The 24,503-nt window shown below is 60.8% G+C and carries 20 protein-coding genes and 1 pseudogene; 11 read left to right on the top strand and 10 right to left on the bottom strand.

Translation table 11 applies throughout. From position 1 onward, the window contains the following. The first annotated feature begins 29 nt into the window (after positions 1-29). Complete coding sequence (locus tag ACRCYW_RS10980; RefSeq protein WP_438550133.1) at positions 30-1,391, top strand: sodium-dependent transporter; 1,362 nt, start codon at positions 30-32, stop codon at positions 1,389-1,391. A gap of 54 nt (positions 1,392-1,445) precedes the next feature. Here the strand turns inward: ACRCYW_RS10980 and rssA are convergent, their stop codons facing one another. Both rssA and ACRCYW_RS10970 read right to left on the bottom strand, forming a co-directional pair. Beyond that, positions 1,446-2,315, bottom strand: coding sequence for a patatin-like phospholipase RssA (gene rssA / locus ACRCYW_RS10975; RefSeq protein WP_438550132.1), 870 nt, complete (start codon positions 2,313-2,315; stop codon positions 1,446-1,448). 33 nt (positions 2,316-2,348) lie between these two features. After that, a complete protein-coding gene (locus tag ACRCYW_RS10970) occupies positions 2,349-3,905 on the bottom strand; it encodes a sensor domain-containing diguanylate cyclase (protein WP_438550131.1) in 1,557 nt (518 codons plus the stop codon). 203 nt (positions 3,906-4,108) lie between these two features. Here ACRCYW_RS10970 and ACRCYW_RS10965 point away from each other — a divergent pair, with 203 nt between their 5' ends. The 4 genes from ACRCYW_RS10965 to ACRCYW_RS10950 all read left to right on the top strand — a co-directional run bounded on the left by ACRCYW_RS10965 (position 4,109) and on the right by ACRCYW_RS10950 (position 11,410). Further along, entirely contained in the window at positions 4,109-5,161 is a 1,053-nt protein-coding gene (locus tag ACRCYW_RS10965) for an efflux RND transporter periplasmic adaptor subunit (protein ID WP_438550130.1), read from the top strand. Beyond that, positions 5,161-8,343 carry an efflux RND transporter permease subunit gene (locus tag ACRCYW_RS10960; protein ID WP_438550129.1) on the top strand — a complete coding sequence of 1,061 codons (3,183 nt, stop codon included), beginning with the start codon at positions 5,161-5,163 and terminating at the stop codon, positions 8,341-8,343. Before ACRCYW_RS10965 ends, ACRCYW_RS10960 begins: the two co-directional genes overlap by 1 nt. A 96-nt stretch (positions 8,344-8,439) precedes the next feature. Then, complete coding sequence (locus ACRCYW_RS10955) at positions 8,440-8,805, top strand: hypothetical protein (protein ID WP_438550128.1); 366 nt, start codon at positions 8,440-8,442, stop codon at positions 8,803-8,805. A gap of 151 nt (positions 8,806-8,956) precedes the next feature. Then, entirely contained in the window at positions 8,957-11,410 is a 2,454-nt protein-coding gene (locus ACRCYW_RS10950; protein WP_438550127.1) for a YgiQ family radical SAM protein, read from the top strand. A 112-nt stretch (positions 11,411-11,522) separates the two neighbouring features. On the opposite strand, the gene ACRCYW_RS10945 is transcribed toward ACRCYW_RS10950, so the two are convergent. After that, a complete protein-coding gene (locus tag ACRCYW_RS10945; protein ID WP_438550126.1) occupies positions 11,523-12,221 on the bottom strand; it encodes a hypothetical protein in 699 nt (232 codons plus the stop codon). A gap of 252 nt (positions 12,222-12,473) precedes the next feature. Here ACRCYW_RS10945 and ACRCYW_RS10940 point away from each other — a divergent pair. Beyond that, positions 12,474-12,983 (top strand): annotated as a pseudogene (locus ACRCYW_RS10940) (DUF3362 domain-containing protein); the annotation flags it as partial. 346 nt (positions 12,984-13,329) lie between these two features. Here ACRCYW_RS10940 and ACRCYW_RS10935 read toward each other — a convergent pair. After that, positions 13,330-14,643 carry an SIR2 family NAD-dependent protein deacylase gene (locus ACRCYW_RS10935; RefSeq protein ID WP_438550125.1) on the bottom strand — a complete coding sequence of 438 codons (1,314 nt, stop codon included), beginning with the start codon at positions 14,641-14,643 and terminating at the stop codon, positions 13,330-13,332. Between the two features lie 406 nt (positions 14,644-15,049). Between ACRCYW_RS10935 and ACRCYW_RS10930 the strand changes: the two genes are divergently transcribed. After that, positions 15,050-15,265: a hypothetical protein gene (locus ACRCYW_RS10930; protein WP_438550124.1), complete on the top strand. Its 216-nt coding sequence runs from the start codon at positions 15,050-15,052 to the stop codon at positions 15,263-15,265. Between the two features lie 75 nt (positions 15,266-15,340). Here the strand turns inward: ACRCYW_RS10930 and ACRCYW_RS10925 are convergent, their stop codons facing one another. Both ACRCYW_RS10925 and ACRCYW_RS10920 read right to left on the bottom strand, forming a co-directional pair. Next, positions 15,341-15,775 carry a hypothetical protein gene (locus tag ACRCYW_RS10925; protein WP_438550123.1) on the bottom strand — a complete coding sequence of 145 codons (435 nt, stop codon included), beginning with the start codon at positions 15,773-15,775 and terminating at the stop codon, positions 15,341-15,343. Further along, positions 15,772-16,305 (bottom strand): DinB family protein, encoded by a 534-nt coding sequence (locus ACRCYW_RS10920; RefSeq protein WP_438550122.1) that lies wholly within the window; start codon positions 16,303-16,305, stop codon positions 15,772-15,774. Before ACRCYW_RS10920 ends, ACRCYW_RS10925 begins: the two co-directional genes overlap by 4 nt. 171 nt (positions 16,306-16,476) lie before the next feature. Between ACRCYW_RS10920 and ACRCYW_RS10915 the strand changes: the two genes are divergently transcribed. The 3 genes from ACRCYW_RS10915 (at position 16,477) to aqpZ (ending at position 19,151) form a co-directional block, all read left to right on the top strand. Beyond that, positions 16,477-17,385: a Gfo/Idh/MocA family protein gene (locus ACRCYW_RS10915; RefSeq protein WP_438550121.1), complete on the top strand. Its 909-nt coding sequence runs from the start codon at positions 16,477-16,479 to the stop codon at positions 17,383-17,385. 272 nt (positions 17,386-17,657) lie between these two features. Beyond that, positions 17,658-18,179, top strand: coding sequence for a crossover junction endodeoxyribonuclease RuvC (gene ruvC, locus ACRCYW_RS10910; RefSeq protein ID WP_438550120.1), 522 nt, complete (start codon positions 17,658-17,660; stop codon positions 18,177-18,179). Between the two features lie 285 nt (positions 18,180-18,464). Then, positions 18,465-19,151 (top strand): aquaporin Z, encoded by a 687-nt coding sequence (aqpZ, locus tag ACRCYW_RS10905; RefSeq protein WP_438550119.1) that lies wholly within the window; start codon positions 18,465-18,467, stop codon positions 19,149-19,151. Between the two features lie 197 nt (positions 19,152-19,348). Here aqpZ and ACRCYW_RS10900 read toward each other — a convergent pair whose 3' ends face one another. The 3 genes from ACRCYW_RS10900 to ACRCYW_RS10890 all read right to left on the bottom strand — a co-directional run bounded on the left by ACRCYW_RS10900 (position 19,349) and on the right by ACRCYW_RS10890 (position 23,001). Next, positions 19,349-20,110, bottom strand: coding sequence for a lytic transglycosylase domain-containing protein (locus ACRCYW_RS10900; RefSeq protein ID WP_438550493.1), 762 nt, complete (start codon positions 20,108-20,110; stop codon positions 19,349-19,351). Positions 20,111-20,260: 150 nt separating this feature from the next. Next, positions 20,261-21,658, bottom strand: coding sequence for an alpha-amylase family protein (locus ACRCYW_RS10895; protein ID WP_438550118.1), 1,398 nt, complete (start codon positions 21,656-21,658; stop codon positions 20,261-20,263). 182 nt (positions 21,659-21,840) lie between these two features. Beyond that, positions 21,841-23,001: a M23 family metallopeptidase gene (locus ACRCYW_RS10890; protein ID WP_438550117.1), complete on the bottom strand. Its 1,161-nt coding sequence runs from the start codon at positions 22,999-23,001 to the stop codon at positions 21,841-21,843. A gap of 448 nt (positions 23,002-23,449) precedes the next feature. Between ACRCYW_RS10890 and ACRCYW_RS10885 the strand changes: the two genes are divergently transcribed. Beyond that, a complete protein-coding gene (locus tag ACRCYW_RS10885) occupies positions 23,450-23,890 on the top strand; it encodes a GNAT family N-acetyltransferase (RefSeq protein WP_438550492.1) in 441 nt (146 codons plus the stop codon). Between the two features lie 3 nt (positions 23,891-23,893). Here ACRCYW_RS10885 and ACRCYW_RS10880 read toward each other — a convergent pair whose 3' ends face one another. Continuing rightward, a complete protein-coding gene (locus ACRCYW_RS10880) occupies positions 23,894-24,436 on the bottom strand; it encodes a DUF1439 domain-containing protein (RefSeq protein WP_438550116.1) in 543 nt (180 codons plus the stop codon). Positions 24,437-24,503 lie beyond the last annotated feature (67 nt).

Here is a 24,503-nt window from a genome sequence, read left to right as displayed (position 1 = left end):
CTTCCCGGGATGCGCACAGCGAGACAAGCATGAGTCACACCACCCACAAAGCCAGAGATGGCTTCACCAGCACCTTCGGCGTCCTGGCCGCCACCCTGGGCTCGGCCGTCGGCCTTGGCAACATCTGGAAGTTTCCCTACCTGACCGGCGAGAATGGCGGCGCCGGCTTCCTGCTGGTCTATGTGATCGCCACCCTGCTGGTGGGCTTGCCGGTGATGATCTCGGAGATCATGCTGGGCCGTCAGGCGAAATCAGATGCGGTGACGGGTCTCATCAAGCTGGCCCCCAAGGGGCAACCCTGGTGGCTGATCGCGGCCATGGGGGTGACGGCGGCCTTCCTCATCATGTCCTTTTATTCCGAGGTGGCGGCCTGGGTGTTCGCCTACATCTTCAAGGCGATCGACGGCTCCATCCTCTCCACGGATCCCGAGGTGACCGGGGCGGCCTTCGGGGCGCTGATCGCCAACCCGCTGCAGAGCCTGCTGTGGCAGTGGCTGGTGCTGGCGCTGATGGGGGGCATATTGCTGATGGGGGTCGCCAAGGGGATAGAGGCGGTGACCAAGCGCTTGATGCCCGTGCTCTTCATTCTCTTGCTGATCATCGGGTTGCGCAGCCTGACCCTGCCGGGGGCGAGTGAAGGGCTGCACTTCCTGTTTTCCCCTGATTTCTCCAAGATCACCGCCGGCGTGGTGCTGACGGCCATGGGGCTGGCGTTTTTCAAGCTCTCTATCGGTATGGGCTGCATGATGACCTACGGCAGCTACTTCCGGGATGACCAGCACATCCCCCTGACCACGGTGCGGGTCATGTGCGCGGATCTCTTCGTCTCCATGCTGGCGGGGATCGCCATCTTCCCGGCGGTGTTCGCCTTCGGCTTCGAGCCCTCGGCTGGCCCCTCCCTGCTGTTCATCACCATACCGGCGGTGTTTGCCAGCATACCGTTCGGTCACCTCTTCATGGTGCTGTTCTTCGTGCTCTCCGCCATCGCCGCCACGGGCGCCATGCTCTCCATCCTGGAGGTGCCTGTCTCCGTGCTGTCGGAGCGCTTCCACATGAGCCGCAAGAGGGCCACCCTGATCAACTTGCTGGTGCTGGGGGCGGTCGGCTCGACCTGCGCCCTCTCCAACAGCACCCTGGCGGACGTGCAGATCGCCGGCAAGACCTTCTTCGACCTGTTCGACTTCATCTCCTCCAACGTGCTCATGCCCCTTGGCGGCATACTGCTCTGCCTGTTCGTCGGCTGGGTATGGGGCTTCGAGCGCATGGAGGCCGCCCTGACCAACGGTGGCCAGCTGGAGATCCGGATCCTCAAGCCGCTGTTCTTCATCATCCGCTACGTCTCGCCCCTGTTGATCCTGGTGGTGATGCTCAAGGGATTGGGGCTGTTCTGAGGCTGACGGAGCATGAAAAAGAGCGCCTCGATGGCGCTCTTTTTTGTGGAGGGGCTAGATGACCCTGAGGCGGGAGAGCTCTTCTTTGAGTTGCTCCAGGTTGCGCTCGACGCAGGCCTCCCCTTCGTTGATGGCGTCGCTCGCCCGGTGGAAGTCCATGATGGAGAAGCTGCCAAGGCGCGGGCAGAGCTGGATCTCGGGGGGATCGCCCGCCATACGGGCGCGGGTGATGCGCTCCTGCATGATGTTGATGGAGCCCGTCATCACGCTCCACATGCCTGGGGTGCTGGGTTCGCGTTCCCCTCGGTTCAGCCACTGGCTGAGCAATCCGCCCTGAGCGGGTTCGTCAGAGTCATCGGCCCAGGGCTGGTGCATGTCGGCGTTGAGGTTGACGGCGATCACCACCTCGGCCCCCATGGCGCGGGCGAGGGAGATGGGCACAGGGTTGACCACGGCGCCATCCACCAGCCACTGCTCGTCGACCCGGGTCGGGGTCAACACGCCGGGCATGCCGCAGGAGGCGCGCACGCACTGGCGTAGCGGCCCCTCTTGCAGCCAGATCTCGCGCCCGGTGTTGAGCTCGGTGGCGACGCAGGCGAAGGGGAGCGGCAGGCTCTCTATGGGGGGATCGCCGAGGTGGTTGGCGGCGATGCCAAACACCTTGTCGCCGCGAAACAGGCCGCCGGAGAGGGCGGGATCGAGCAGGCTCATCACCTGCAAGCGGCTGAAGCCGCGCACCCAGGACTCCAGCTTGTCCAGCTCACCGGCGGCGTAGGCGGCACCCACGAAGCTGCCGATGGAGCAGCCGGCCACCAGATCCGGTTTGACACCGAGCCGCTCCAGCGCCCGTATGATACCTATGTGCGCCCAGCCCCGGGCAGCACCGCTACCCAGAGCCAGTCCCAGACGGGGTTTTCGTGACACTGTGCGTCTCCTTGGATGAATGAAGGTTCCAGCTTACTCCGGCTGTACCTCGCCGTCATCCTGCCAGGCCTCGCTGCGATTGCGACCGTTGGCCTTGGCACGGTACAGGGCGACATCCGCCCGGCGTATGGTCTCGTGCAGGCTGATGTCCGCGCTCTGGCGATGATGGCCGAGGCTGACCGTCACCCCGAGCCCAGTGGCTATCTCTTCCCAGGGATGATCGGCGATGGCCCGCCGCAACTGTTCGGCCAGTTCGGCGAGGGAGGCCGCCTCATCGACCACCAGCAGCAGAAACTCTTCGCCGCCCCAGCGGATCAGCAGGTTTCCTCTGGTGAGGAGTGGCTGGCACAGTCGCACCAGCTGGATCAGTACCTCATCACCGACCCCGTGACCGAAGGTGTCGTTGACCCGCTTGAAGTGATCGCAGTCGAACATGATGGCGCCTGTGGTGTGGGCGCCGCCCTGGGCCTGCTTCTGCTCGAAGGCGACGAAGTGGTGGCGATTGAAGGCGCCGGTGAGGGCGTCGTGGCGGGAGAGATAATTCAGGCGCTGGTTGAGACGGCGGGATCTCAGGCTGGAGAGGGTGGCGACCACCAGACAGAGCAGGGTGACGAGGGCGGTCACCGATTGCCAGAACAGCGCCTCCAGCAGGGCGATGAGCGGGATGCGGTGAATAAGCGTCAGCGGAGTATCCGGGATGGCATGAACCAGCTGGAAGGCCCCCTGCTGCCAGCGGTAGCGATCCTGCTCCCGGTCGTGGCGCAGCGGCGGGGCCGTGCCGGGCTGGCTGCGAGCCAGCACCTGGCGATGCTGATTGATCAGAAACAGGGTGCCCACCTGGGGCGCCGGTTGTTGCAGGGCCCGCTCCAGGTTGGCGAGCAAGATGTCGATGCTGAGCAGTCCGACGACCTTCTGAGCCTTGGTGATGGGCTGGGACAGGGTGATCATCTGCCCCCGTCCGGCGAAGTCCTGATAGGGGCGCGACAGGCTGGCCCGCCGGGCCGGGGGCTGCTGGGCCAGCATGTCCTGCCAGTAGGACTTGGTGTAGATGGCCGGGTCGAAGTGAAACTGGCTGGAGGGCACCCAGGGGTAGAGGTAGATGAAGTTGTCGGAGCCGGTGAAGTAGATCCAGGCCACGTCCTCGTCCAGCAGCTTGCTGGCGGTGGAGAGCAGGGGGGAGAGGCTTAGGGCCAGGTGAATCGTCTCTTCTCGCTCGCTGACGGGGGCGGGCAGGGGGCCCAGCCCCGTCAGGTTGCCGATGAGGGCGGGGGGCAGATCGGCGGGCACCCGGTCCAGAGTGATCAGATTGCTTCTGTCCACCCGCAACGCCTGATAGAGGTGGCGGGAGAGGATGGACTCCGGGTTGCTGCGCAGGCGCTCCTCGGCCTGGCCCCGCATGGACTCCAGAAAGGCCTCCATCTCCTGGAACTGGGATCTCAGCTCCCCCGCCATGGCGATGGTGTCCCGCTTGTTCAGATCGGTGATATGGCGAAAGGCGTGTTGCAGGGAGAGGACCAATAGCAGGGAGCTCAGGCCAAACAGTAGCCACTGCAGGGGATATCTGACGAAGGCGTGGCTCAATCTGGACATAAATACACCGGAAACTACTGAGTTTTGGCTCATCAGTGTAAGGCACAAAGCCCATACCGTCTTTGCCGGATATCATTTTGATGATCTTTCGTCGCCGCTGTTACGATTTGTCACATTTCTACATAGTCGCGGCATAGTCAGGGGGTAACATGGTGCCATCATTGATGAAGTCTCCTCTTTTCTCTTAATTCATGGATCGTTTGATGAAAATGCGCATCTGGCTGTGGTTCTTTCCCCTTCTCCTGCTGCTGGCGGCAGCGGCCTGGTATCTGCGACAACCCGAGCCGGTCAGCGCGCACCAGCCAAAAGCGCTCAACATCAGGGCCGAGACGGTGAAACAGAGCCTGGCCGAACCCACCATCAAGCTGGTCAGCAAGCTCGTGGCCAACCGCTCCGTGGTGGTGAGCCCGGAGGTGACCGGCCGCATCATCAATATCGCGGTGCGCTCCGGCCAGCAGGTGGAGCAGGGGCAGACCCTGATCGCCCTGGACGCGGGCAAGCAGCAGGCCGAGCTCGCCGAACAGAGCGCCAGCGTGCGCGACGAGAGCCGCAAGCTACGGGACATGCGCAAGCTGGTGGCCCGCGGCGCCATCACCACCTCCGAGCTGGAGGGGCAGGAGGCCATAGTCGCCCAGGCCCAGGCCCGGGTCGATGCGGCCCGCTACGAACTCTCATTGCGCACCCTGACGGCCCCCTTCGATGGCACCGTCAGCCTCATCGACTTGAGCGAGGGGGCCCTGGTCAACAGCGGGGACGTCTTGCTGCACCTGGACGAGCTCGCCAAGCTGCGTCTCGACTTGGCGGTGCCCGAGCGCTACCTGGCCCTGCTCAAACCCGGCATGACGGTGACGGCCACCAGCTCCGCCTGGCCGGATCAATCCTTCTCCGGCGTGCTGGAAACCCTCGACAGCCGTATCTCCAGCGAGACCCAGAACATCAAGGCCCGGGTCATACTGCCCAATCCCAGTGGCCAGTTGAGGCCCGGCATGCTGATGAACGTGGAGCTCGAACTGCCCGCCCAGAAGATGACCCTGATCCCGGCCCAGTCGGTGGAGTACGCCGGTGAGCTGCGCTACGTCTACCGCCTGGAGGCGGACGGCCGGGTCAAGCGCATCCCGGTGGAGCTCGGCGACACCCACGGTGAAGAGGTGTGGGTGCTCAAGGGGCTCAACGTCGGGGATCGCATCGCGGTGGAGGGGCTGGTCAACCTGCGTGACGGTGCCCTGGTACAGGATCTGGCTGAGGTGAAAGGCTGATGTGGCTCTCCGATATCTCAGTACGCCGCCCCCTGGTGGCCGTGGTCATCAGCGCCCTGCTCACCGTCTTCGGTCTGGTCGCCTTCAGCAAGCTGACGGTGCGGGAGATGCCGGACGTGCAGACCCCGTCCGTCTCCATCACCACCACCTATGACGGGGCCGCCCCCGAGGTGATGGAGAGCCAGGTCACCAAGCCCATCGAGGATCAGCTCTCCGGCATCAGCGGCATCAAGAACATCAACTCGGTGACCCGCAAGGGGCGCTCCATGATCACCGTGGAGTTCAAGCTCGGCTGGAACATGCTGGAGGGCACCTCGGACGTGCGGGATGCCATCTCCCGCGCCCGGCCCAAGCTGCCGGACGAGGTGGACGAGCCCATGGTCACCAAGGACAACGGCAACGGGGACGTGGCCATCTGGCTGAACTTCAGCAGCACCCAGATGGACCGCACCGCCATGACCGACTATGCGAACCGCATGCTGGTGGACTCCCTGAGCCTGGTGGACGGGGTGAGCGAGGTCTCCCTCTCCGGGGATCTGAGCCAGGTGATGTATGTGCGGCTGCGCCCTGCCGACATGGCGGCCCGCGGCATCACGGTGGCGGATGTGCAGGACGCTCTCAAGCGGGAGAACATCGAGCTGCCGGGCGGCGAAATTCGCAACAACAGCATGACCATGGCGGTGCAGATCGCCCGTCTCTACCACAGCGCCGAGGATTTCCGCTCCCTGCCGGTGACGACCGCCGCCAACGGTCAGAGCATCTATCTGGCGGACATCGCCGACGTGGAGGTGGGGGCCAAGAACGAAGACAGCGCCTATCAGCGCAACGGCCGCGAGAGCTTAGGGATAGGCATCGTCGCCCAGTCCACCGCGAACCCGCTGGCGGTGGCCCAGGGGATCGAGCAGAAGATGACACAAATGCAGCGTTTTCTGCCGGAAGGGGCCAGCCTGGAGGTGGATTATGACTCCACCATCTTTATCAAGCAGGCGATCCACGAGGTGTACGAGACCCTCGCCATCTGCGCCGTGCTGGTGGTGGCCGTGCTCTATCTATTCCTGGGGCAGGGGCGCACCACCCTGATCCCGGCGATTACAGTGCCGGTGTCGCTTATCTCCGCCTTCATCGGCGCCTGGTATCTCGGTTTCTCCATCAACCTCATCACCCTGCTGGCGCTCATTCTCGCCATCGGCCTGGTGGTGGATGACGCCATCGTCGTGGTGGAGAACATCCACCACCACCTGCAGCGCGGGGAACCGCCCCTGATGGCGGCCTGGCACGGCACCCGGGAGGTTGGCTTCGCGGTCATCGCCACCACGGCGGTGCTGGTGATGGTGTTCGTCCCCATCGCCTTCATGGAGGGCATGGTGGGGCGGCTCTTTACCGAGTTTGCGATCCTGCTATCGCTGGCCGTGCTCTTCTCCTCCCTGGTGGCCCTGACCCTGACCCCGGCCATGGGCTCCTGGCTGATGCGCGCCGTGGACAAGCCTAATCGCCTGACCGCCAGTCTGGACAAGGGCCTCGGCTGGGTTGAGATGCACTATCGGCGCCTGCTGGGCTGGGTGCTGCGCCGCTCCGTCTGGATGCCCCTGGTGCTGCTGCTCTGTCTCGGCGGCATCGGCGCCCTCTTTGGCAAGCTGCCGGCGAGCCTGACTCCCACCGAGGACAGGGGCGTGCTCTATGTGTTCGTGAAGGGGGCCGAGGGCACCAGTATCGAGCGGATGAAACGCAATATGGAGCAGGTGGAGGCCGCCATCATGCCCCTGCTCGGTAAGGGGGTGGTGCAGGCCATGAGTTTCAGCACCCCGGCCTTCGGGCGCGGCGGCGATCAGACCGGTCTCGCCATCATACAGCTTACCGACTGGGCGGCCCGGGGCGAGACCGCCACCGAGTTCGGTCGTTCCCTGAGCGGTCGTCTCGCCGGCATCCCGGACGTGATGATCCGCACCTTCCAGCCGGGCTTCCGGGGCGGCTCCACCGCTGCCGTGCAGTTCGTGCTGCAGGGCTCGGATTACGCGGAGATCTACCAGCAGGGGCAGGCCCTGCAACAGGCGGCGAGCCAGAGCGGCCTGATGCTGGCGCCGGATCTCGACTACGCCGAGAAGACCCCGGAGCTGCAGGTGACCATAGAGCGAGACAGAGCCAGCCAGCTCGGCATCCCGGTCTCCACAGTGGCGAGTTCACTGCAGGCCCTGCTCGGCGGGGTCAGCCAGACCACCTATGTGGACAGGGGGGAGGAGTATGACGTCTACCTGCGGGCGAACCAGAACGACTTCAACGGCATCTCCGACATCAGCCGCATCTATCTGAAGGCGGCGAGCGGCGAGATGGTGAGCCTCTCGACCCTGGCTACCATCAAGCAGGTGGCGAGCCCCCAGCGCCTCAACCACTACCAGCGCCAGAAGGCCATCACCCTGACCGCAGATCTGGCCCCCGGTCACACCCTGGGAGAGGCGCTCGACTTCCTCGACGGCTGGGCCGCAGAACATCTGCCCACCGGCATGTCGGTGGATTACGCCGGTGAGTCCAAGGACTATCGCGACAACCAGGGGGAGATGGCGCTGGTGTTCGGCCTGGCCCTGCTGGTGGTCTACCTGGTGCTGGTGGCCCAGTTCGAGAGCCTGATGACCCCGACCGTGGTGATGGTGACCGTGCCGCTCGGTATCTTCGGCGGCCTGCTGGGGCTCTGGCTGACGGGGCAGGAGCTCAGCATCTACAGCCAGATCGGCATGATCATGCTGATCGGCATGGTGACCAAGAACGGCATCCTGATCGTGGAGTTCATCAACCAGTTGCGTCAGCGGGGGGAATCTTTCGAGGAGGCCATCATAGCCGGCTCGGTGCGCCGCCTGCGCCCCATACTGATGACCTCCCTCACCGCCATCATAGGTGCCGTGCCCCTGATGATCTCCATGGGAGCCGGTTACGAGAGCCGGATGGCCGTGGGGACTGTGGTGTTCTTCGGCCTCTCCTTGGCGACCCTGGTGACCCTGCTGATGGTGCCCGCCATCTATCACCTGCTGGCGAAGCGGGCTGGCATGACGGGGGCTCGGGATCGGCTGGTGGACGAGGCGCTGGCTGCGGATGCCGCCATCACGGCACCTGTACCTGAAATCGCTCCGGCGCCCGAGGCCCATCCGGCGTCAGAGCCCGGCCCACAGCCGCGAGACAAGCCGGCCGCCTAGTGCGGCCCCCCATCTGGGAAAAGGGATGCAAAAGAGGATGGCTGGCAGGGTGGCGCTGGTTATTATGTGGCCAGTGCAACCCTGAGAGCCTCCACCATGCTGCCATCCGCTATCTATGAACCGCTGCCCTTTGTCTATCTGGGGGGCGGTTTATCCTTGTTGGGGCTAGCCGATCGGCCGGCTCTGCTGCTGGCCGGTCTGGCCCTGTATCTCGCCGGCTCCCTCATCTGGTTTAGGCGCGGCCATCACAGGCGTCAGGACAAGCAGCGTCAGCCTCATCAGCGGGATTGGCCACACTGGCTCTACGAGAGCCGCCCCTTCGCTTTGATCCTGCTCGGTGTGCTGATGCTGCGTCTCTCGACCCACCCGGTGTTCCTCATCCCCGCGCTCATCTGGTGCCTGCTGGGTGCCCGCCAACTGCTGCAGCGCCATCTTCACCGTTTCCTGCTGGCTCCCCGCTGAGCCAGCGCTTCTCGCCCTGATGAGTCAACAAACCTGAGCGGGGGCCCCTTGTCCCCGCGCTTATCACTGCGAACAGTGGGGCCAAAAAGCCATCGCCCCCGCTCTGCTCTGCCGGTATAATGCGCGACCCGAATTGTTCCAGGTGTTCAAAATGCAGCCGGTTACCCCTCTCTTCTCCTATCCCCGCTACTGGGCCGAGTGCTACGGCACCGCGCCCTTCCTGCCCATGTCCCGCAAGGAGATGGACAAGCTCGGCTGGGACAGCTGCGATATCGTGCTGGTGACCGGCGACGCCTACGTGGATCACCCGAGTTTCGGCATGGCGGTCATCGGCCGCATGCTGGAATCCCAGGGTTTTCGGGTCGGCATCATCGCCCAGCCGGACTGGTCATCCAAGGATGACTTCATGCGCCTGGGCAAGCCGAACCTCTTCTACGGGGTGACTGCGGGCAATATGGACTCCATGATCAACCGCTACACCTCCGACAAGAAGCTGCGCCACGACGACGCCTACACCCCGGGGGACGTGGGCGGCAAGCGGCCGGACAGAGCCACCCTGGTCTACACCCAGCGCTGCAAAGAGGCCTATAAAGAGGTCCCGGTAGTCATCGGCGGAATTGAGGCGTCACTTCGCCGCATCGCTCACTACGACTACTGGTCCGAGACCATACGCCGCTCGATCCTTATCGACGCCAAGGCCGACATCCTCATCTACGGCAACGCCGAGCGGCCGCTGATCGAGGTGGCGCACCGCATCGCCAACGGCGAGACCATGGAGACCATGCAGGACATCCGCGGCACCGCCGTCATCCGCAAGGAGCCGCTGCCGGAGTGGCGCGGGGTGGATTCCAGCAAGCTGGACCAGATCGGCCGCATCGATCCCATCATGAACCCCTACATGGAAGGGGCGCCTTGCTCGGACGACGAAGGCTCGGCGCCGGCGGAGCAGGAGGCCAAGCCAGTGTTGGTGCAGCCGCCCAAGCAGAAGCCGTGGGAGAAAACCTATGTGAAGCTGCCGGCGTTCGAGCGGGTGAAGGAAGACAAGGTGCTCTACGCCCACGCGTCCCGCATCCTGCACCACGAGACGAACCCCGGCTGCGCCCGCGCCCTGGCCCAGGCCCACGGCGATCGCATCATCTGGGTCAACCCGCCCGCCTTCCCGCTCGAGACCGACGAGATGGACGGGGTGTTTGGCCTGCCATACCAGCGGGTGCCGCACCCGGCCTACGGCAACGAGAAGATCCCGGCCTACGAGATGATCAAGACCTCGGTCAACATCATGCGTGGCTGCTTCGGCGGCTGCTCCTTCTGCTCCATCACTGAGCACGAGGGGCGCATCATCCAGAGCCGCTCGGAAGAGTCGATCATCAAAGAGATCGAAGAGATCCGCGACAAGGTGCCGGGCTTCACCGGTGTCATCTCGGATCTCGGCGGCCCCACCGCCAACATGTACAAGCTGCGCTGCAAGAGCCCCAAGGCCGAGCAGACCTGTCGCCGCGCCTCCTGTGTCTGGCCCACCATCTGCCCGCACATGGACACCGACCATACCCCGACCATCGATCTCTATCGCAAGGCGCGGGATGTGAAGGGCATCAAGAAGATCCTGATCGCCTCCGGGGTGCGCTACGACATCGCGGTAGAAGATCCGCGCTACATCAAGGAGCTGGCCAAGTACCACGTCGGCGGCTACCTCAAGATCGCGCCGGAGCACACCGAGGAGGGCCCGCTCTCCAAGATGATGAAGCCGGGCATGGGCAGCTACTACAGCTTCAAGGAACTGTTCGACAAGTATTCCAAAGAGGCGGGCAAGCAGCAGTACCTGATCCCCTACTTCATCTCGGCCCACCCGGGCACGACCGATGAAGACATGGTGAATATGGCGCTGTGGGTAAAAACGAACCGCTTCAAGCTGGATCAGGTGCAGAACTTCTACCCGTCGCCGCTCGCGAACGCCACCACCATGTATTACACCGAGAAAAACCCCCTCAACAAGGTGAGCCGCCAGGGCGGGGACGTGTTCGTGGTGAAAGGGGAGCGTCGCCGTCGCCTGCACAAGGCGCTGCTGCGCTATCACGATCCGGCCGGCTGGCCCATGATCCGCGAGGCACTGCAGGAGATGGGCAAGGGCCACCTCATCGGCAACGGCCCCGACTGCCTGGTGCCGCCGGAAGGGCGCGGCGAAGCCAAGGCCGAACGCAGCCGCAACAAGGGCCTCAAGCCTGCGTTGACCCGTCATAGCAATATCGTGCATCAACGCGGTAATGGCGCAGGTAACAAGGCGGCTGGCGGCCAGAGCAACGGGCGTGGTAACAGCACTGCCCGCAGCGAGGCCGGTGCAACCAATACCCCGACGGCCAGCAGGAATGGCGGCAAGGCGGGCAATGGCAAACCGGTGGGATCCCAGTTGCAGAAAGGGGCTGGCAACGGCAAGCCCGCGGCGCAAGGTGCTGGGCAGGGCGCAGCTCAGGGTAAACCGGCCGGCAAATCCGCTCACAAGGGCAAGGCTCCGACCCGCGCAGGCTCTGCCAAGCCGGGTGCCAACCCTGCCACTCAGGGCGGCAAGCCTGCGGCCAAAGGCAATGGTGCCAAGCGACCGGCGCGGTGAGTTTTTCTGATTGGGAAGCGATTTAAATAAAAAGGCGACCGGATGGTCGCCTTTTTAAGAGAGTAATAATGGATAAGCATATGCTCAATATGCCAGTAATATTATTACTATGTTAGTAGGAGTAATAAAAATAGAGGTAAGGGGGGATTTTATATTCCTTCCCATCGTAGACTAGTGTGTCGACTCGCCGATCTGTTTCAAATTCCTCATTAATACAATCCACACTTCTTCCATTAAATTTCTCGGTCGACTTGGTGTTAGTGGATATACTGGTCAGAATAATATCTTTGTAAGCAGATGATGAGTCATTTTTTCGGACATGAAGCAATGATTTTCTGACGGCATATTCAGAATCACACATTTGATTACTTTTGCTAAGTCGATAGTGAGAGTCAACAATCAACCCTTTTATAACCAAGGCAAGCGACCCATTATCTTTCGGCTGGAAAAGATTCAAGGTAGTAACGAGATGGCCCTTTGTATCCCAGTTAATTCTTAAACCAAACGCAAGATGTGAAGAGTTCAACTGATATGGTGCGGTATCAATAAACATGTCACCATCGGAATAATCCTCATGTTCGAGGAGGTCGTGACGCACTGTTCTATATTTTATACCCATATCATTGCTATCAATGACTACAATATCCAGGCTGGAGTACATCATTTGGCCATGAGCGCGCAATGGAATAGCAATGATCACCATATTGTCATGCGCAGGCCATGTCTTGCACGTATAATTCTGTGTTGATCCCTGATACTTCTTTCCATCATGTACTATCTCGACATGGTCATTGAATGCTGCCGCCGCCAAAAGTGACCTCATGTATTGGTAGCATGGGTCGGCAGATGCGTTGGTACTAGCAAAAATAAAGAATAAAAATAGCAACCTAGATATCATATCTCTTACCATTTAACCCATCTAAAAATAGAACGAATATATAACTTACACCACAATGTTTACTTTTATTATTCCAGCTATATCTGATTCATGGCTGTACAAAATATTTATATCTTAAATGCTATGAAATAATTAACCAAGGATAAATGGATACCCAGCTTTTTGTTGCTGCGTTATCACGACCCAGCCGGCTGGCTGGTGATCCGCTAAGCCCTGCTGGAGATGGGCAAGGGCCACCTGATCGGCAACGGCCCCGACTGCCTGGTGCCGCCGGAAGGCCGTGGCAAAGCCAAGGCTGAGCGCAGCCGCAGCAAGGGGCTGAAACCTGCCTTGACCCGCCACAGTGCCATCACCCATCAGCGCAGCAACGGGGCGGGCAACAAGGCTGCCCGCAGCGAGGCTGGCGCAGGGAATGCCCCGGCAGCCAGCAGAAATGGCGGCAAGGCGGGCAATGGCAAACCGGTGGGCTCCCAGCTCCAGAAAGGCTCGGGTAACGGCAAGTCTGCCGCGCAGGGCGCAGGGCAGGGCACTGGTCAGGGTAAACCGGCCGGCAAACCCGCCCACAAAGGTAAAACCCCGACCCGCGCCGGCTCTGCCAAGCCGGGCGCCAAACCCGCCACTCAAGGCGGCAAGCCTGCGGCCAAAGGAAATGGCGCCAAGCGACCGGCACGGTGAGTCTGCTGATCGGTTAAGTGCTAAAAGTAAAAAGGCGACCGGAGGGGCGCCTTTTTATTAAAGGTAATCGTACCTGTAAATTTATTAAAAATGCTTACTCACAAGGTTTTTCATTACTTATTTTTGTAACTACCAAGTCGGAGTAAACAGATGAGCGAGATATGCTTGAGTCATCGTGTTGGAAAAGGCCGTTTCATCCGTGCCTTGTGCATCAGCTGCGCCTAAGTGGATGGAGATGGTGAAATCTATTGCAAAGTAAGCTAGTGCGCGCATTTTAGATGCCGAACGACCACATTTTCGGCTAGTTTGGAGCTCAGTGGAAAACCAGTCCGACAATATGCACTTGTTATGACTCAATGCTGTTTACAAGCGCTAAAGCATCCGACCAGCTGGTATTATCTTCAATGTGCCTTTTTATCAATGCGCGATTGGATGCAACAACTGCTGGCCAACGCTTTTTCCAAGCCTTGTAAGCATGCCAAGAATATCCAATGTAATATTCTTTTCGCATCGTAGTCATTGACCGAAGAGTTGCTTCCAAAAACTGGTCCTCAATTGAAGTCCCTTGAATCTCCATTATTGATGCAAGGTACACCAACCAACCTGCAAGGTGCTCGTATTGTTCCCAAGCGTTATGTTCTAAAGTTAGCTCTCTCTTTGACTCAATAACTTCACCCAGCATGTTGACAACTCTTGCATCATTGAGGCTCAACCCTTCAGCCGATAGCGAAGAAATTATTCTGTAGAATGAGTCATCTAACTTTAAAAAGGCTTCTTTAAAGTGAAAGCCGTCATGTACAACTTTCCTTATGCTCCTCAGTGAACGCTCTGTGATTCCAGCTACTTTCGGTATCTTATTATTTAACTTTCGAAAAAAACTCTCTGTATTAATTCTATCAATAACGCGAATGCCATAGCAGTGTGAATAGTAATCTTTTACGTGTTGATCTACAGCAGACCTAGAAACTAGAAAGATATTGGAACCAATTACATGGCTCTTAGAGAAACCTTTGTAATCACTAATTATTGCCTTTAAATTAGTATCACCAAGTGAGTAGCCCAAAATCACTACCGTATTTTCATGTAGTATCGTACTCAACTTTCTTGAAAAATAAGAGTCGCTGTTTATAAACCTGAAATAATCTTCAGATGTTACCACCATATTCTCAGGGGAATCGACTGAACCATGCACATGGTACACCTTTACATTAGCAGAGGATCTAGGTATAGGCCTTCCAGGTGTAATCGATTGACAGCTATTCTCACCTGTCAGCTTTTCAGCCAGCTTGTCATAATTAGTAGTGATAACCCTAAAGGACCTATTAGAGAAAAACTCTTCTATTTCTTCTATTTCATCACCAAGGTCTACTTCCCCTATTAATTCGGCTATCTCTTCATGGATGTTTTTACCAACAGAAGAAAGCTTGATTGATATGACCTGAGCAGCCTCTTCTAAACTAAGTTGCGCTGGTCTATTTTCAGGAAATAGGGATTCCTTGATTTCTTCTGGATTCGGCAATAGGTCACATAGCTCTTCCAATAACCCCTGCCAACTTGGAGCTTCATTATCAGAAATAGCTTTAGAAAAACCAGTACCAGTAAACAGGCACAATTTATTTGTTGCGGCTGCATATGCGATTTCGAAGTACTCGCTCAACATGTTCTCCTTTAGTCATAACGCCGAGCTAAGCGGCGGTAGGAAGCTGGGAAACCCACCTTTCTGTGTGAGGCGTAACACCACCAAATCCTATGCTACCGCCCGTGGATTACAGCTTCCAATATGCTCCCTTGACCCGCGCTGGCAGCAACCCATCGCAGTTCAACAGGTTCTGAATGGCTATGGTAAGCCAAACGAAACTACCTGGGCGAGCCTTAAAGTGATGTAACCATCAGAATTGCATCATTTTTTGAACTGGATCAGCAAATGGATTTGAAAGGGGTATATGTGGCTATTCTCATCCCCTAAAAAGATGGCTGTCCCTATCGGGGGAGGCTTTGTTATCTTGCCTGGGATGTCGGCAGGGGCGATAAGTGCCCCTTTATCTCACTCCAACAGGAGCAATCAGATGGCGTTAAAGGCGCGATCCCGCAGGGAGAAGGTGGGCAGCGGCCTTGGGCTGCTGCTCGGGATCATCGGCTTCAATCTGCTGGTGCCCTTTTTCTTTGAAAAGCAGGCGGGTTTTGATGGCAGCCAGATGCTCTGGGCCGCCGTAACTGCGCTGCTCTGCGCCGAGCTGGGGGCCAGAGTGGGCAAGTGGCTGGATCGCAGAGAGCAATCTTAACGGGATTTCGCTAGTTACCCGGCAAACGGCTGTCACCTGGCCAGGGGGCAGCAAAGCGTTCAGCTTTATAGCCCCTTATTGCCAGACTTCCTGCCCCTTGTCATTGAGTAGGGTGTGAAACAGATAGTGATCGTCCCGATCGTAATAGACGGTGAGGGTGTGCTGCTCGGTGTAATCCGCCGCCACGCCAGCCACCGTCATCGGCACCAGGATCAGCTCCCCCAGCCCCATAGTCACGGCGCTCGCCGTGGCCTGGCCATTGCCGTCACCGCGCTTGTGGATCTTGCCAAGCACGGTAAAGCGATCGCAGCCCTGCACCTTATCCTCGGTCAGAAAGGTGGCCTGCTGGCAGAGCTGGGGGTCACCCAGCTCGGCACGAATGGTCGTGCGGGTCTCCCCCGATACCAGGGTGTTGCTAAAGCGCCCCGAGTAGTGATCGATGGCGGCGGCGCAGCCGCTTAGCAGCCCGATCAGCAGCAGCGGTGTGAGCTGCAAACAGGCACGTTTCATGGTCGTGCCCCGCCATCTGCCAGGGGGGTATTACCTCGCCGCCCGGGTTCGCTGCGATGCAGGAATGCGGTCAGGGTATCCCGTGGCGGCGTGATGCCGCACTGCACCAGAAGCCGCCCTATGGCCCCCCTGTGATAGCCGCCGTGGGTCACCAGATGCAGCAGCATCTCCTCGCGGCTCATCTGCCCCTTGTCTCCATCCACAAAGTTGAACGAGAGTTCGGCCTCGGCATCTGGTTGGCTCAGCTTGGCTACGTAATCCAGATACCAGGTGTCCAGCGTGCCGATAGCGGTGCGAAGCATCGCCAGGGTCGGCGTCTGTGGGGTATTGGTGGCACTGAAACCGTGGGGCTCCCCCAGCAGATTGCCCTTGAAGATGGCATCGACCACATGGATATGGTTGAAGATGCGAAGGGCATTGTGGTGCGCCTCCTCATATTGCTGTGGATCCAGGGTGGCGAGGGCATCCAGCAGTTCGCTGTCGGCCCAAGCCTTGTAGCGAAACAGAGAGTGAAGGGTCGAGGTGCTCATGGTCTTCCTTGATGGGGTATCGCGTGAAGTAGGCATCTTATCCAGATGGAGCCAGTAAGGAAACTCCCTCACCTGACGGGGCCGGTGACTGGCCAGCGTGCAGTCCATCGGATGTGCCCGGTGCGAGCGAGATGTTACCCTGTGCTACAGCATCCATAACAAGGAGTTCCCATGCGCATTGCCCTGATCGGCCTCGGTGATATCGCCCAGAAGGCTTATCTGCCGCTGCTCGCGAGCGACGAACTAGTCACTCCGCTGCTCTGTACCCGGAGCCCAGAGGTGCTCGGAAAATTGGCCCGTCAGTACCGCATCGCCGAGTGCTTTACCGAGGTGGAGGCGCTGCTCGCGAGCCACCCTGACGCCGTGATGATCCACGCCGCCACCTCGGTGCACTTCGCGCTGGCCCGCCAATGCCTGCAGGCGGGCATCCCCACCTTCGTGGACAAGCCGCTCTGCTTTGATTACGCCGGGGTGGAGGCGCTCGCCAATCTCGCCATCGCGCAGGATTGCCCGCTGTTTGTGGGTTTCAACCGCCGCTATCTGCCTGCCATGGGGGCTGCCCGTGCCGAGCCGCTTACCGATATCCACTGGCAGAAACACAGGCACGCCCTGCCTGGGTTGCCGCGCCAGTTCCTGTTCGACGACTGTATCCATGTGCTCGACAGCCTCTGCTTCTATGGCGGCGCGCCGGATGGAGATCTCCATGCGGTGCTGCGGCGCAGCAGCCAGCAGCCCGAGCTGCTGGCCGGGGTGAGCGTCGCCTGGCAGAGCGGGCAGGCGGCGGTGAGCGGCAGCATGAACCGCAGCGCCGGCATCACCGAGGAGCGCATCGACGCCTATGGCGACAACCTCTCCCTGCATATCGAGAATTGCACCCGCGGCACCTTGGCGCGGGACAAGACCCTGCAGACCCTGGCTCCGGATGACTGGCAGCCGGTTCTGGCCCAACGGGGCTTCGTGGCGATGCTCGCGCACTGGTATGGGCAGATTGAGGCGGGCCGCGCCGATGGGGCGCTGATTGAGAGCTATCTGCAGAGCCATCACTTGGCTGAGCGGTTGGTGGCCTTGGCGGGGGAATAAGCCCGGTCTGGAGTCTGCCGCGCCTGTTGCTGCGAGCCGGATAGGCGAAGGAATGGCCAGAGCACTGTATAGGATGACGGATCCCTGCGCAGTCGGCAGGGGAGGGGGCTCACCGTGCGAGCCAAGCGCCGGCTTGTTTGCTATCTTGGCGGCAGTCACAGCGTCAAGCACAGCAGCGAGTCTATGAGCATTATTTTGGGCATCCATCCGGGCTCCCGGATCACCGGGGGTGACGGCGTGAGCCGCCTCCCGCCGAGTCAGGCGGAGCCGACATGAGCATTATTCTGGGGATAGATCCGGGTTCGCGGATCACCGGCTACGGCGTCATCCGCATCGTCTCCGGCAAGGCGGAGTACCTGGGCTCGGGCTGCATCCGCACCGATCTGGGCGAGCTGCCGTCACGCCTCAAGCAAGTCTACGACGGGGTGAGCGAGATCATCACCCAGTTCAAACCGGACGAGTTCGCCATCGAGCGGGTCTTTATGGCCCGTAATGCGGATTCGGCCCTGAAGCTCGGCCAGGCCCGCGGCAGCGCCATCGTCGCTGCGGTCAACGCCCTGCTGCCGGTGAGCGAATACTCGGCGACCCAGATCAAGCAGGCTGTGGTGGGAACCGGCGGCGCCGCCAAGGAGCAGGTGCAGCATATGGTGACCCATCTGCTCAAGCTCTCGGCTACCCCCCAGGCGGATGCGGCGGATGCCCTCGGGGTGGCGCTCTGCCACTTCCATACCCAGCAGAGCCTGATCAGGATGGCGGGACGGGCGACGGGGTCGGTTCGCGGCCGCTACCGCTAAGCCCGATGTCGCGGGAGGGGCTGCCCTCCCGTGGCGTCGCCCAAGTGCCATCCCCCCATAGAGTCACTATCTGTCGCACCCTGTTCAGAATCTCTTTGCGAACAAGGGCTTGGATTGGCGGTATTCATTCCCATTAATCAATCACTTGTGACTCATGTCACATTTTTTGACCGCTCAGGTTCCCTTCGACTTCCCATTCTCCGCTCCCATAATGGTGCCCCCTGCTGAAAAGCAGTGTCCGTATGAGCCTGTGCTCATGTCCTGTCATCATCGGAGATTTGTGAAGTGAAACCTTTTGCAGCTGAGTTTATGGGCACCTTCTGGCTGGTGCTGGGGGGCTGTGGCAGCGCCGTGCTGGCCGCCGCCTTCCCGAACGTGGGGATTGGTCTGCTGGGCGTGGCCCTGGCCTTCGGCCTGACCGTGCTGACCATGGCCTATGCCATCGGCCATATTTCAGGTTGCCACCTGAACCCGGCCGTCACAGTCGGTCTGTGGGCCGGTGGCCGCTTCCCGGCCTCCAACGTGCTGCCCTACATCGTCTCCCAGGTGCTGGGCGGTATAGCGGCGGCAGGCGTGCTCTATGTGATCGCGAGCGGCCAGGCCGGTTTCGATCTGAGCGCAGGTTTTGCCTCCAACGGCTATGGTGAGCACTCCCCAGGTGGTTACAGCCTGCTGGCGGCCCTGGTGTGTGAAGTGGTGATGACCGGCTTCTTCTTGTTCGTCATCATGGGCGCCACCGACAGCCGTGCCCCCGCCGGTTTTGCCCCCATCGCCATCGGCCTGTGCCTGACCCTGATCCACCTCATCAGCATCCCGGTGACCAATACCTCGGTCAACCCGGCGCGCAGCACAGGGGTTGCCCTGTTTGTCGGCGACTGGGCCATCGGCCAGCTGTGGTTGTTCTGGGTGGCTCCGATTGTCGGTGGCATTCTGGGTGCTTTGGCCTATCGCGTGGTCGCCACGAAGGAATAAGCCGTTGCGCAGTCAACGTGTGCTATCGACACGCCCTCGGGCGTGTTTTGTTTTTTCTGGGGCAGTGAAAACAAGATCGCGGGCAGGCCGTGACAGACCACGGAGAGCACAGACGGTACGGGGCTGTCAGGGTGCCCGCTCATATAGACGCGGATCTTCCCAGGATGGGGGGGACGGCACCGTGCCTGATGAGGCTCTTACAGACCCCGAGCGCGCAGCATATCCCGGTAGCGCTGGTGCAGCAGCTTGACCCGCTCCACATAGGCGCGGGTCTCGGCGTAGGGGGGGATGCCACCGTGTTTTTGCACGGCGCCGGCGCCGGCGTTGTAGGCGGCGGTGGCCAGGGCGACGTTGCCGTCGTACTGCTTGAGCAGGCCCGCCAGGTATTTTACCCCGCCGAAGATGTTCTGCTCCGCCAGCAGGGCGTTGCCGACCCCGAGTTCGCGGGCGGTGGCCGGCATCAGCTGGGTCAGCCCCATGGCCCCCTTGCGGGACACGGCGAGGGGGTTGAAGGCGGATTCTGCGTGAATAAGCGCCCGGATCAGGGCCGGTTCCACGCTATACGTTTTGGCGGCGGCCTGTATGGTGCTGGCGTAGTCATAGAGGAAGAGGCCTGTGGTACGCCAGTTGACCTTGGAAGCGGGATCGCAGGCGTAGCAGTCGTTGAACAGCAGCAGCTCGTAGTGGCCCTGATCCGGCATGATGTCGGAGTAGCGGATGACGCCGTTCTTCTGCACCGACTTGTAGACCTGGATCTGGCGTGAGGACGGTGTGGAAGCCTTGGCCACCTCTATGGAAGGCTCGGGCCTGGGGGCGGTAACGGGCGCCGCCTTGGCCGTTGCGGCGGGGGGGACATGGATGGTGGCGGGCCGCTCCGCCGTCAGGATCACCACCTCGGCTGGCGCGGGTGCTTGGCTCCATGCGGATATTGATACGAGGGGAAGGGCTCCCAGCAAGATCCATGCTTTCAACGGCTTGCTCCTTAAGCCTTGGACGCCCGTTGAGTAAAGCATCAGGGGCTGGGCAGAACAAGTCCGCCGTGCGCGCGGCGCGCGAAAAGCCAAAAGAAGAGGCCGCACTCTGGCGGCCTCGGGCAGGCACTGGCGGGCTTATTCCTGCAGCCAGAGGCGGGCGCTGCGGGCCGGTATGGCGACCCGTACCCACTGGCTCTGCACATTGATGACGGCGTTTTGATCCAGCACGTCCCTGTAGTTGCGATACCAGTTCAGCTCGAACCTGGCGGTGTCGAGCCAGTACTCCTGCTCGTAGTCACACTTGTTGACCCCGACCAGACCCTGCTTGCCGCGCTTGAACAGCACGAAGCAGTCGCCGCTGCCGATGAGCTGCATGGGCTGACCCTGCACGGCATTGTGGAAGCGGATCATTCCCTTGAGATCGCTGCGCAGGTAGTAGTCCTGCCAGCGCAGGTCATCCTTGTCCTGGGTCTCGCCGTGATCCGAATAGACCAGGGGGGAGCCCCCATCGCGGCCGAGCAGATAGGCATAGGCCAGCTTCTCGTCGGTCTGGTTCAGGATCTGGTAGCGGAAACCGTCGTTGGTGGGGATGTCGTGGGTGATGGCGAAGGTGACCGCCCGGTTGCCCGGCAGGGCCTGGCCGTAGGCGCCAGGATCCGCCAGCTGGTTCATGCTGCCGCCATAGCCGAGCGCCCCGCGCAGGGAGGCGAACAGCGGGAAGTCATAGGCCCCCTGACCGCTGTTGTCGAGATAGGGCTTGAGGAAGCGCTCGTAATCCGTGCTGCCGGCGCCCCCCGTGGTGATGACCTCCCCAAACACGTGCATGCCCTGCTTGATCTCGGGGGTGAAGACCGCGTTGATCTGGTAATCGCTCATGTGCTTGACCGCATCGACCCGAAAGCCCTTGATCCCCATCCCCTTGAGCGCCTTGAGATAGGCCTGCTGCTGGCTCACCACCCAGTTGTTGGGGTCGAGATCCGGCAGCCCCTTGTCGCCGGCGCCGCCACACAGGCGCCAGTACTGGACATGACCGGGATCGCTCCAGTCGGTGATGCAGCCCTCGGGGTGGAAGTCGGAGGCCGACAGCAAGTTCTGCCCCAGATCGCCGAACAGCTTTTGCCGCTCGAAGTAGGCGGGGTTGGCGGCATAGGTTTGCAACAGCTCGCTGCCGGGGTAGTTGAGGTCGCTGCGCTTCCAGCTCTCGTTGGCCATGTGGTTGAGCACCACGTCCGCATAGACGGCGATGCCGCGGGCCTGCATGGCGGCGATGAGCTGCTCGAGATCCTGCTTGTTGCCCAGCGGGCTGTCGACGAGCCGCAGATCCTGGGGCTGGTAACGGGCCCACCACTCGTTGCCGGAGGACTTGAGGGGGGGCGAGATGAGCACCTGCTTGTAGCCCGCCCCCTTGATGAGGTCGGCCTTGGCGGTGACCTCGCTGTATTTCCAGTTGAAGGCGTGCAGTATGACGTCGGCTTGCGCCAGTGGGGCGATCAGCATGCCTGCGATCACCCAGATTCCCGCTGTGTTTTTCATTATTGTCTGTCCTTGATTGGGTGCCCGAATGGGCACCCAGAGCCTCCCATCACGACCGGGTGGCGGCAATCGCCTCATGGTCGTTTTGTGAGCAGAATCAAGGCGGACTCTCGGGAGTTGTGACGGCTTGCAAAAAACCGTCAGGGCCCCGGTATTACTGTGTTTACTGTCATTCTGGCGGGTTAATCCAGGCCATTGTTGTAGACCGGCTGCCAGGCGCAGAGTCGCTGCCCGTTGCGGCTGTTTTGCAGCCAGAAGCGGTTGCAGTTGTCGTCGTAGTTGCTGCTGCCCACGTTGATCCCGTAGCTGCTCAGGCGCTGCCCCTGCAGGGACTGGAAGACCCCGTTATAGAGCAGGGAGAAGTGCAGGTGCGGGCCGGTGGAGGAGCCCCCCTCGCACAGCGCATCGTTGCGGTTGCTGGCATAGGTGCCGATGGGGCTGTCTGCCGTCACGTAGTCGCCGCTGCGCACCGAAATGCCGCTCATGTGGTAGTAGTTGGTGGCCCAGCCATTGAGGGCGGTGATCCTGAGCTGGCAGCGGGAGAAGACGGTGACGGTGCCGCTGTTGGCGGCGGTCACCGTGTAGGTGGCGCCCCCCCAGCCCGGCCAGTCGTAGGAGACGTCGATGGAGGAGTAGGGGTAGCCGGAGCCGCTGTGGGAGTGGGCGCCGTTGACCTTCCAGCTGTAGCCCTGTCGCCAGGGCAGCTGGAACTGACCGGCTGCCAGCCGGGCGGGGGCAGCGGCAACCGATGTGCTGGCGCGGCTCAGGGCCTGGTCGCCAAACAGGGTCTGCCACTGCTCGCTGAGTTGCTGCCGCTCCTTCGAGTCGAGCAGGCTGGTGAGGGCGAGGCGATGGGCATCCCCAGGGGGCAGGGCGGGGGCGCTCTGCCTGCTCTGCTGCAGCCGGGTCCTGGCCTGATAGAAGCGATCCGAGAGCTGACGCGTCATCTGCTCCAGCTGTTCATCGAACCCCTTCCCCTGAACCAGCTTGGCGAAGGGGGCCGCCATGGCCTCTTTGGAGGGGGCCGAGACGAGCCGACTGCTCGCCTCCATCAGGGCCAGCAGCAGTTGGGGGTTGAGGCTGGTGATGCCGCTCCAGTGCAAAATCACCTCCTCCTTTGGCAGCAAGTGAGGGGCCTGCTGCAACAGGAAGTCGTGCAGATCGAAGGCCATGGCCGCCTCGCCGTAGACGAAGTGGGCCTCGTCCAGCGGCACATCCGCCCTGTCTATCGCCCCGAGCTGCTGCTGGCTGAAGGCATGGGGGGCGAGGGGGGCGTGGATGTCGCCGGCCCAGGCGAGAGCGGGGAGCATCAACATCACTAAGGGGGAGCGGGTCTTGAGCATGGCATTCTCCTTGTTGCTCGCGTTGAGGTGCGCCTTGGGAGCCCGAACGGCGGATGGCTGGCTCTGTTCAGGTCCATCCACTCACCCTAGGGGGAAATGCACGAAATGCTACTCAAGTGGAGCTTTATTTTGAGGCCAGGATTGGCGGGAGATGTTAATGAATATTTACATCGATAGTTTCCCTTTTCAGATCAGCATGTTGTGATCTGGCTTATGGCATGCTGCCGTAAAGGGAGTAGGATCGGCTGGCCGTCGAGCCAACCGGATCCTGAGTCCGGCGGGCGGAGAGAAAGGGCCTGTGACCACAGGGCTATTGGCTTCTTTGTAAGTTAAAGGCGTGTTATCTTGCTGTTGCTCTGGTCTGATCTGTTGGCCGGAGCGGAACTGTGAATGGAAGGAGAGGGCCCGGGGGGCCAAGGGTGACATGGGTGTGATCAGCAAGCGAGCGATGGAGCTCAGCTTCGAAGAGTACTGTGATGCGGATCTTTCCCTCATCAGGGACTACTACGAGACGACATTTTCCCACTATGTGCCGGACCTGGCCGAGCGGATCTTCGTGGTGCGCGACGCTCACTGGCTGGTGGGGGCCGTGCGCCTGCGCGATGAGCAGGAGTACTACCACCTGTGCGGCTTCCGGCTGTTGCCCCACTATCAGTCGCTGGGGCTGGGTTCCCGCCTGCTGCAACTGGCCTGCTCGGATCTGCAGGACAAGCCGGTGATCTGCCATGCCCTGCCGTTCGAGAAGCCCTTCTACCTCAAGGCGGGCTTTGCCCACCTGCCTCTGCACGAGTTGGAGGGCCCCCTTCATACCCATTATCACCAGCAGCGCGAGCAGGGTTACCAGATCGATCTGCTGGTGCGTCAGGCCATTCCCACTATCTACAACTGAGGGTCATGGGGTCTTGGTCAGCAGGTGGATCTTGCCCGGTGACAGCTCCAGCCCCAGCAGGTTGTCCTTGAGCCAGGCCTGATTGGGATCCTTGTCGTCCAGCTTGTAGACGGGCTGGGTCTCCAGCCGTTTCTCCATGCTCTGCAGCAGCATCCTCAGCATGAAGCCGAACTTCTGCTCCGCAGCCGCCGGCTCCAGCTTGTAGTCGATCAGCTTCATGTTGTCGAGAAAGAGCGCGCTCTGGGCTTTGTCGTAGCGGGGCCTGGCCTCATAGGTCATGTTCAGCAGCGCATCGTATTCGGTGTTGTCCGGCAGGGCTATCTTCAGCTTGCCCTTGCCAAATACCCGGGCCGTGTCCGGCGCCTGGCGCCCTATCTGCACATCGCTCTGCTCGAGCTTGACATGCGCCTTGATGATGCCGGGCAGTTCCAGCTGTTTATCCACTTGCACCTGGGACTGCAGGTATTGATTTATTTGCTGCTCACTGATGTCATATGAGCCTTGACCCATGAGGGCCAGACTCAGCAGCATTGATTGCAGGATCATGCTAACGACCTGATAGAATGGGTTTGTTCTACAGCATACCATTCTGGCCCCGTGGGATCTGCCCACC

This window comes from Aeromonas sp. (genome assembly GCF_051657805.1).
Classification (GTDB): domain Bacteria; phylum Pseudomonadota; class Gammaproteobacteria; order Enterobacterales; family Aeromonadaceae; genus Aeromonas.
The sequence above is the reverse complement of the archived record's forward strand: the minus strand, read 5'-3'. Positions and strand labels throughout refer to the sequence as shown.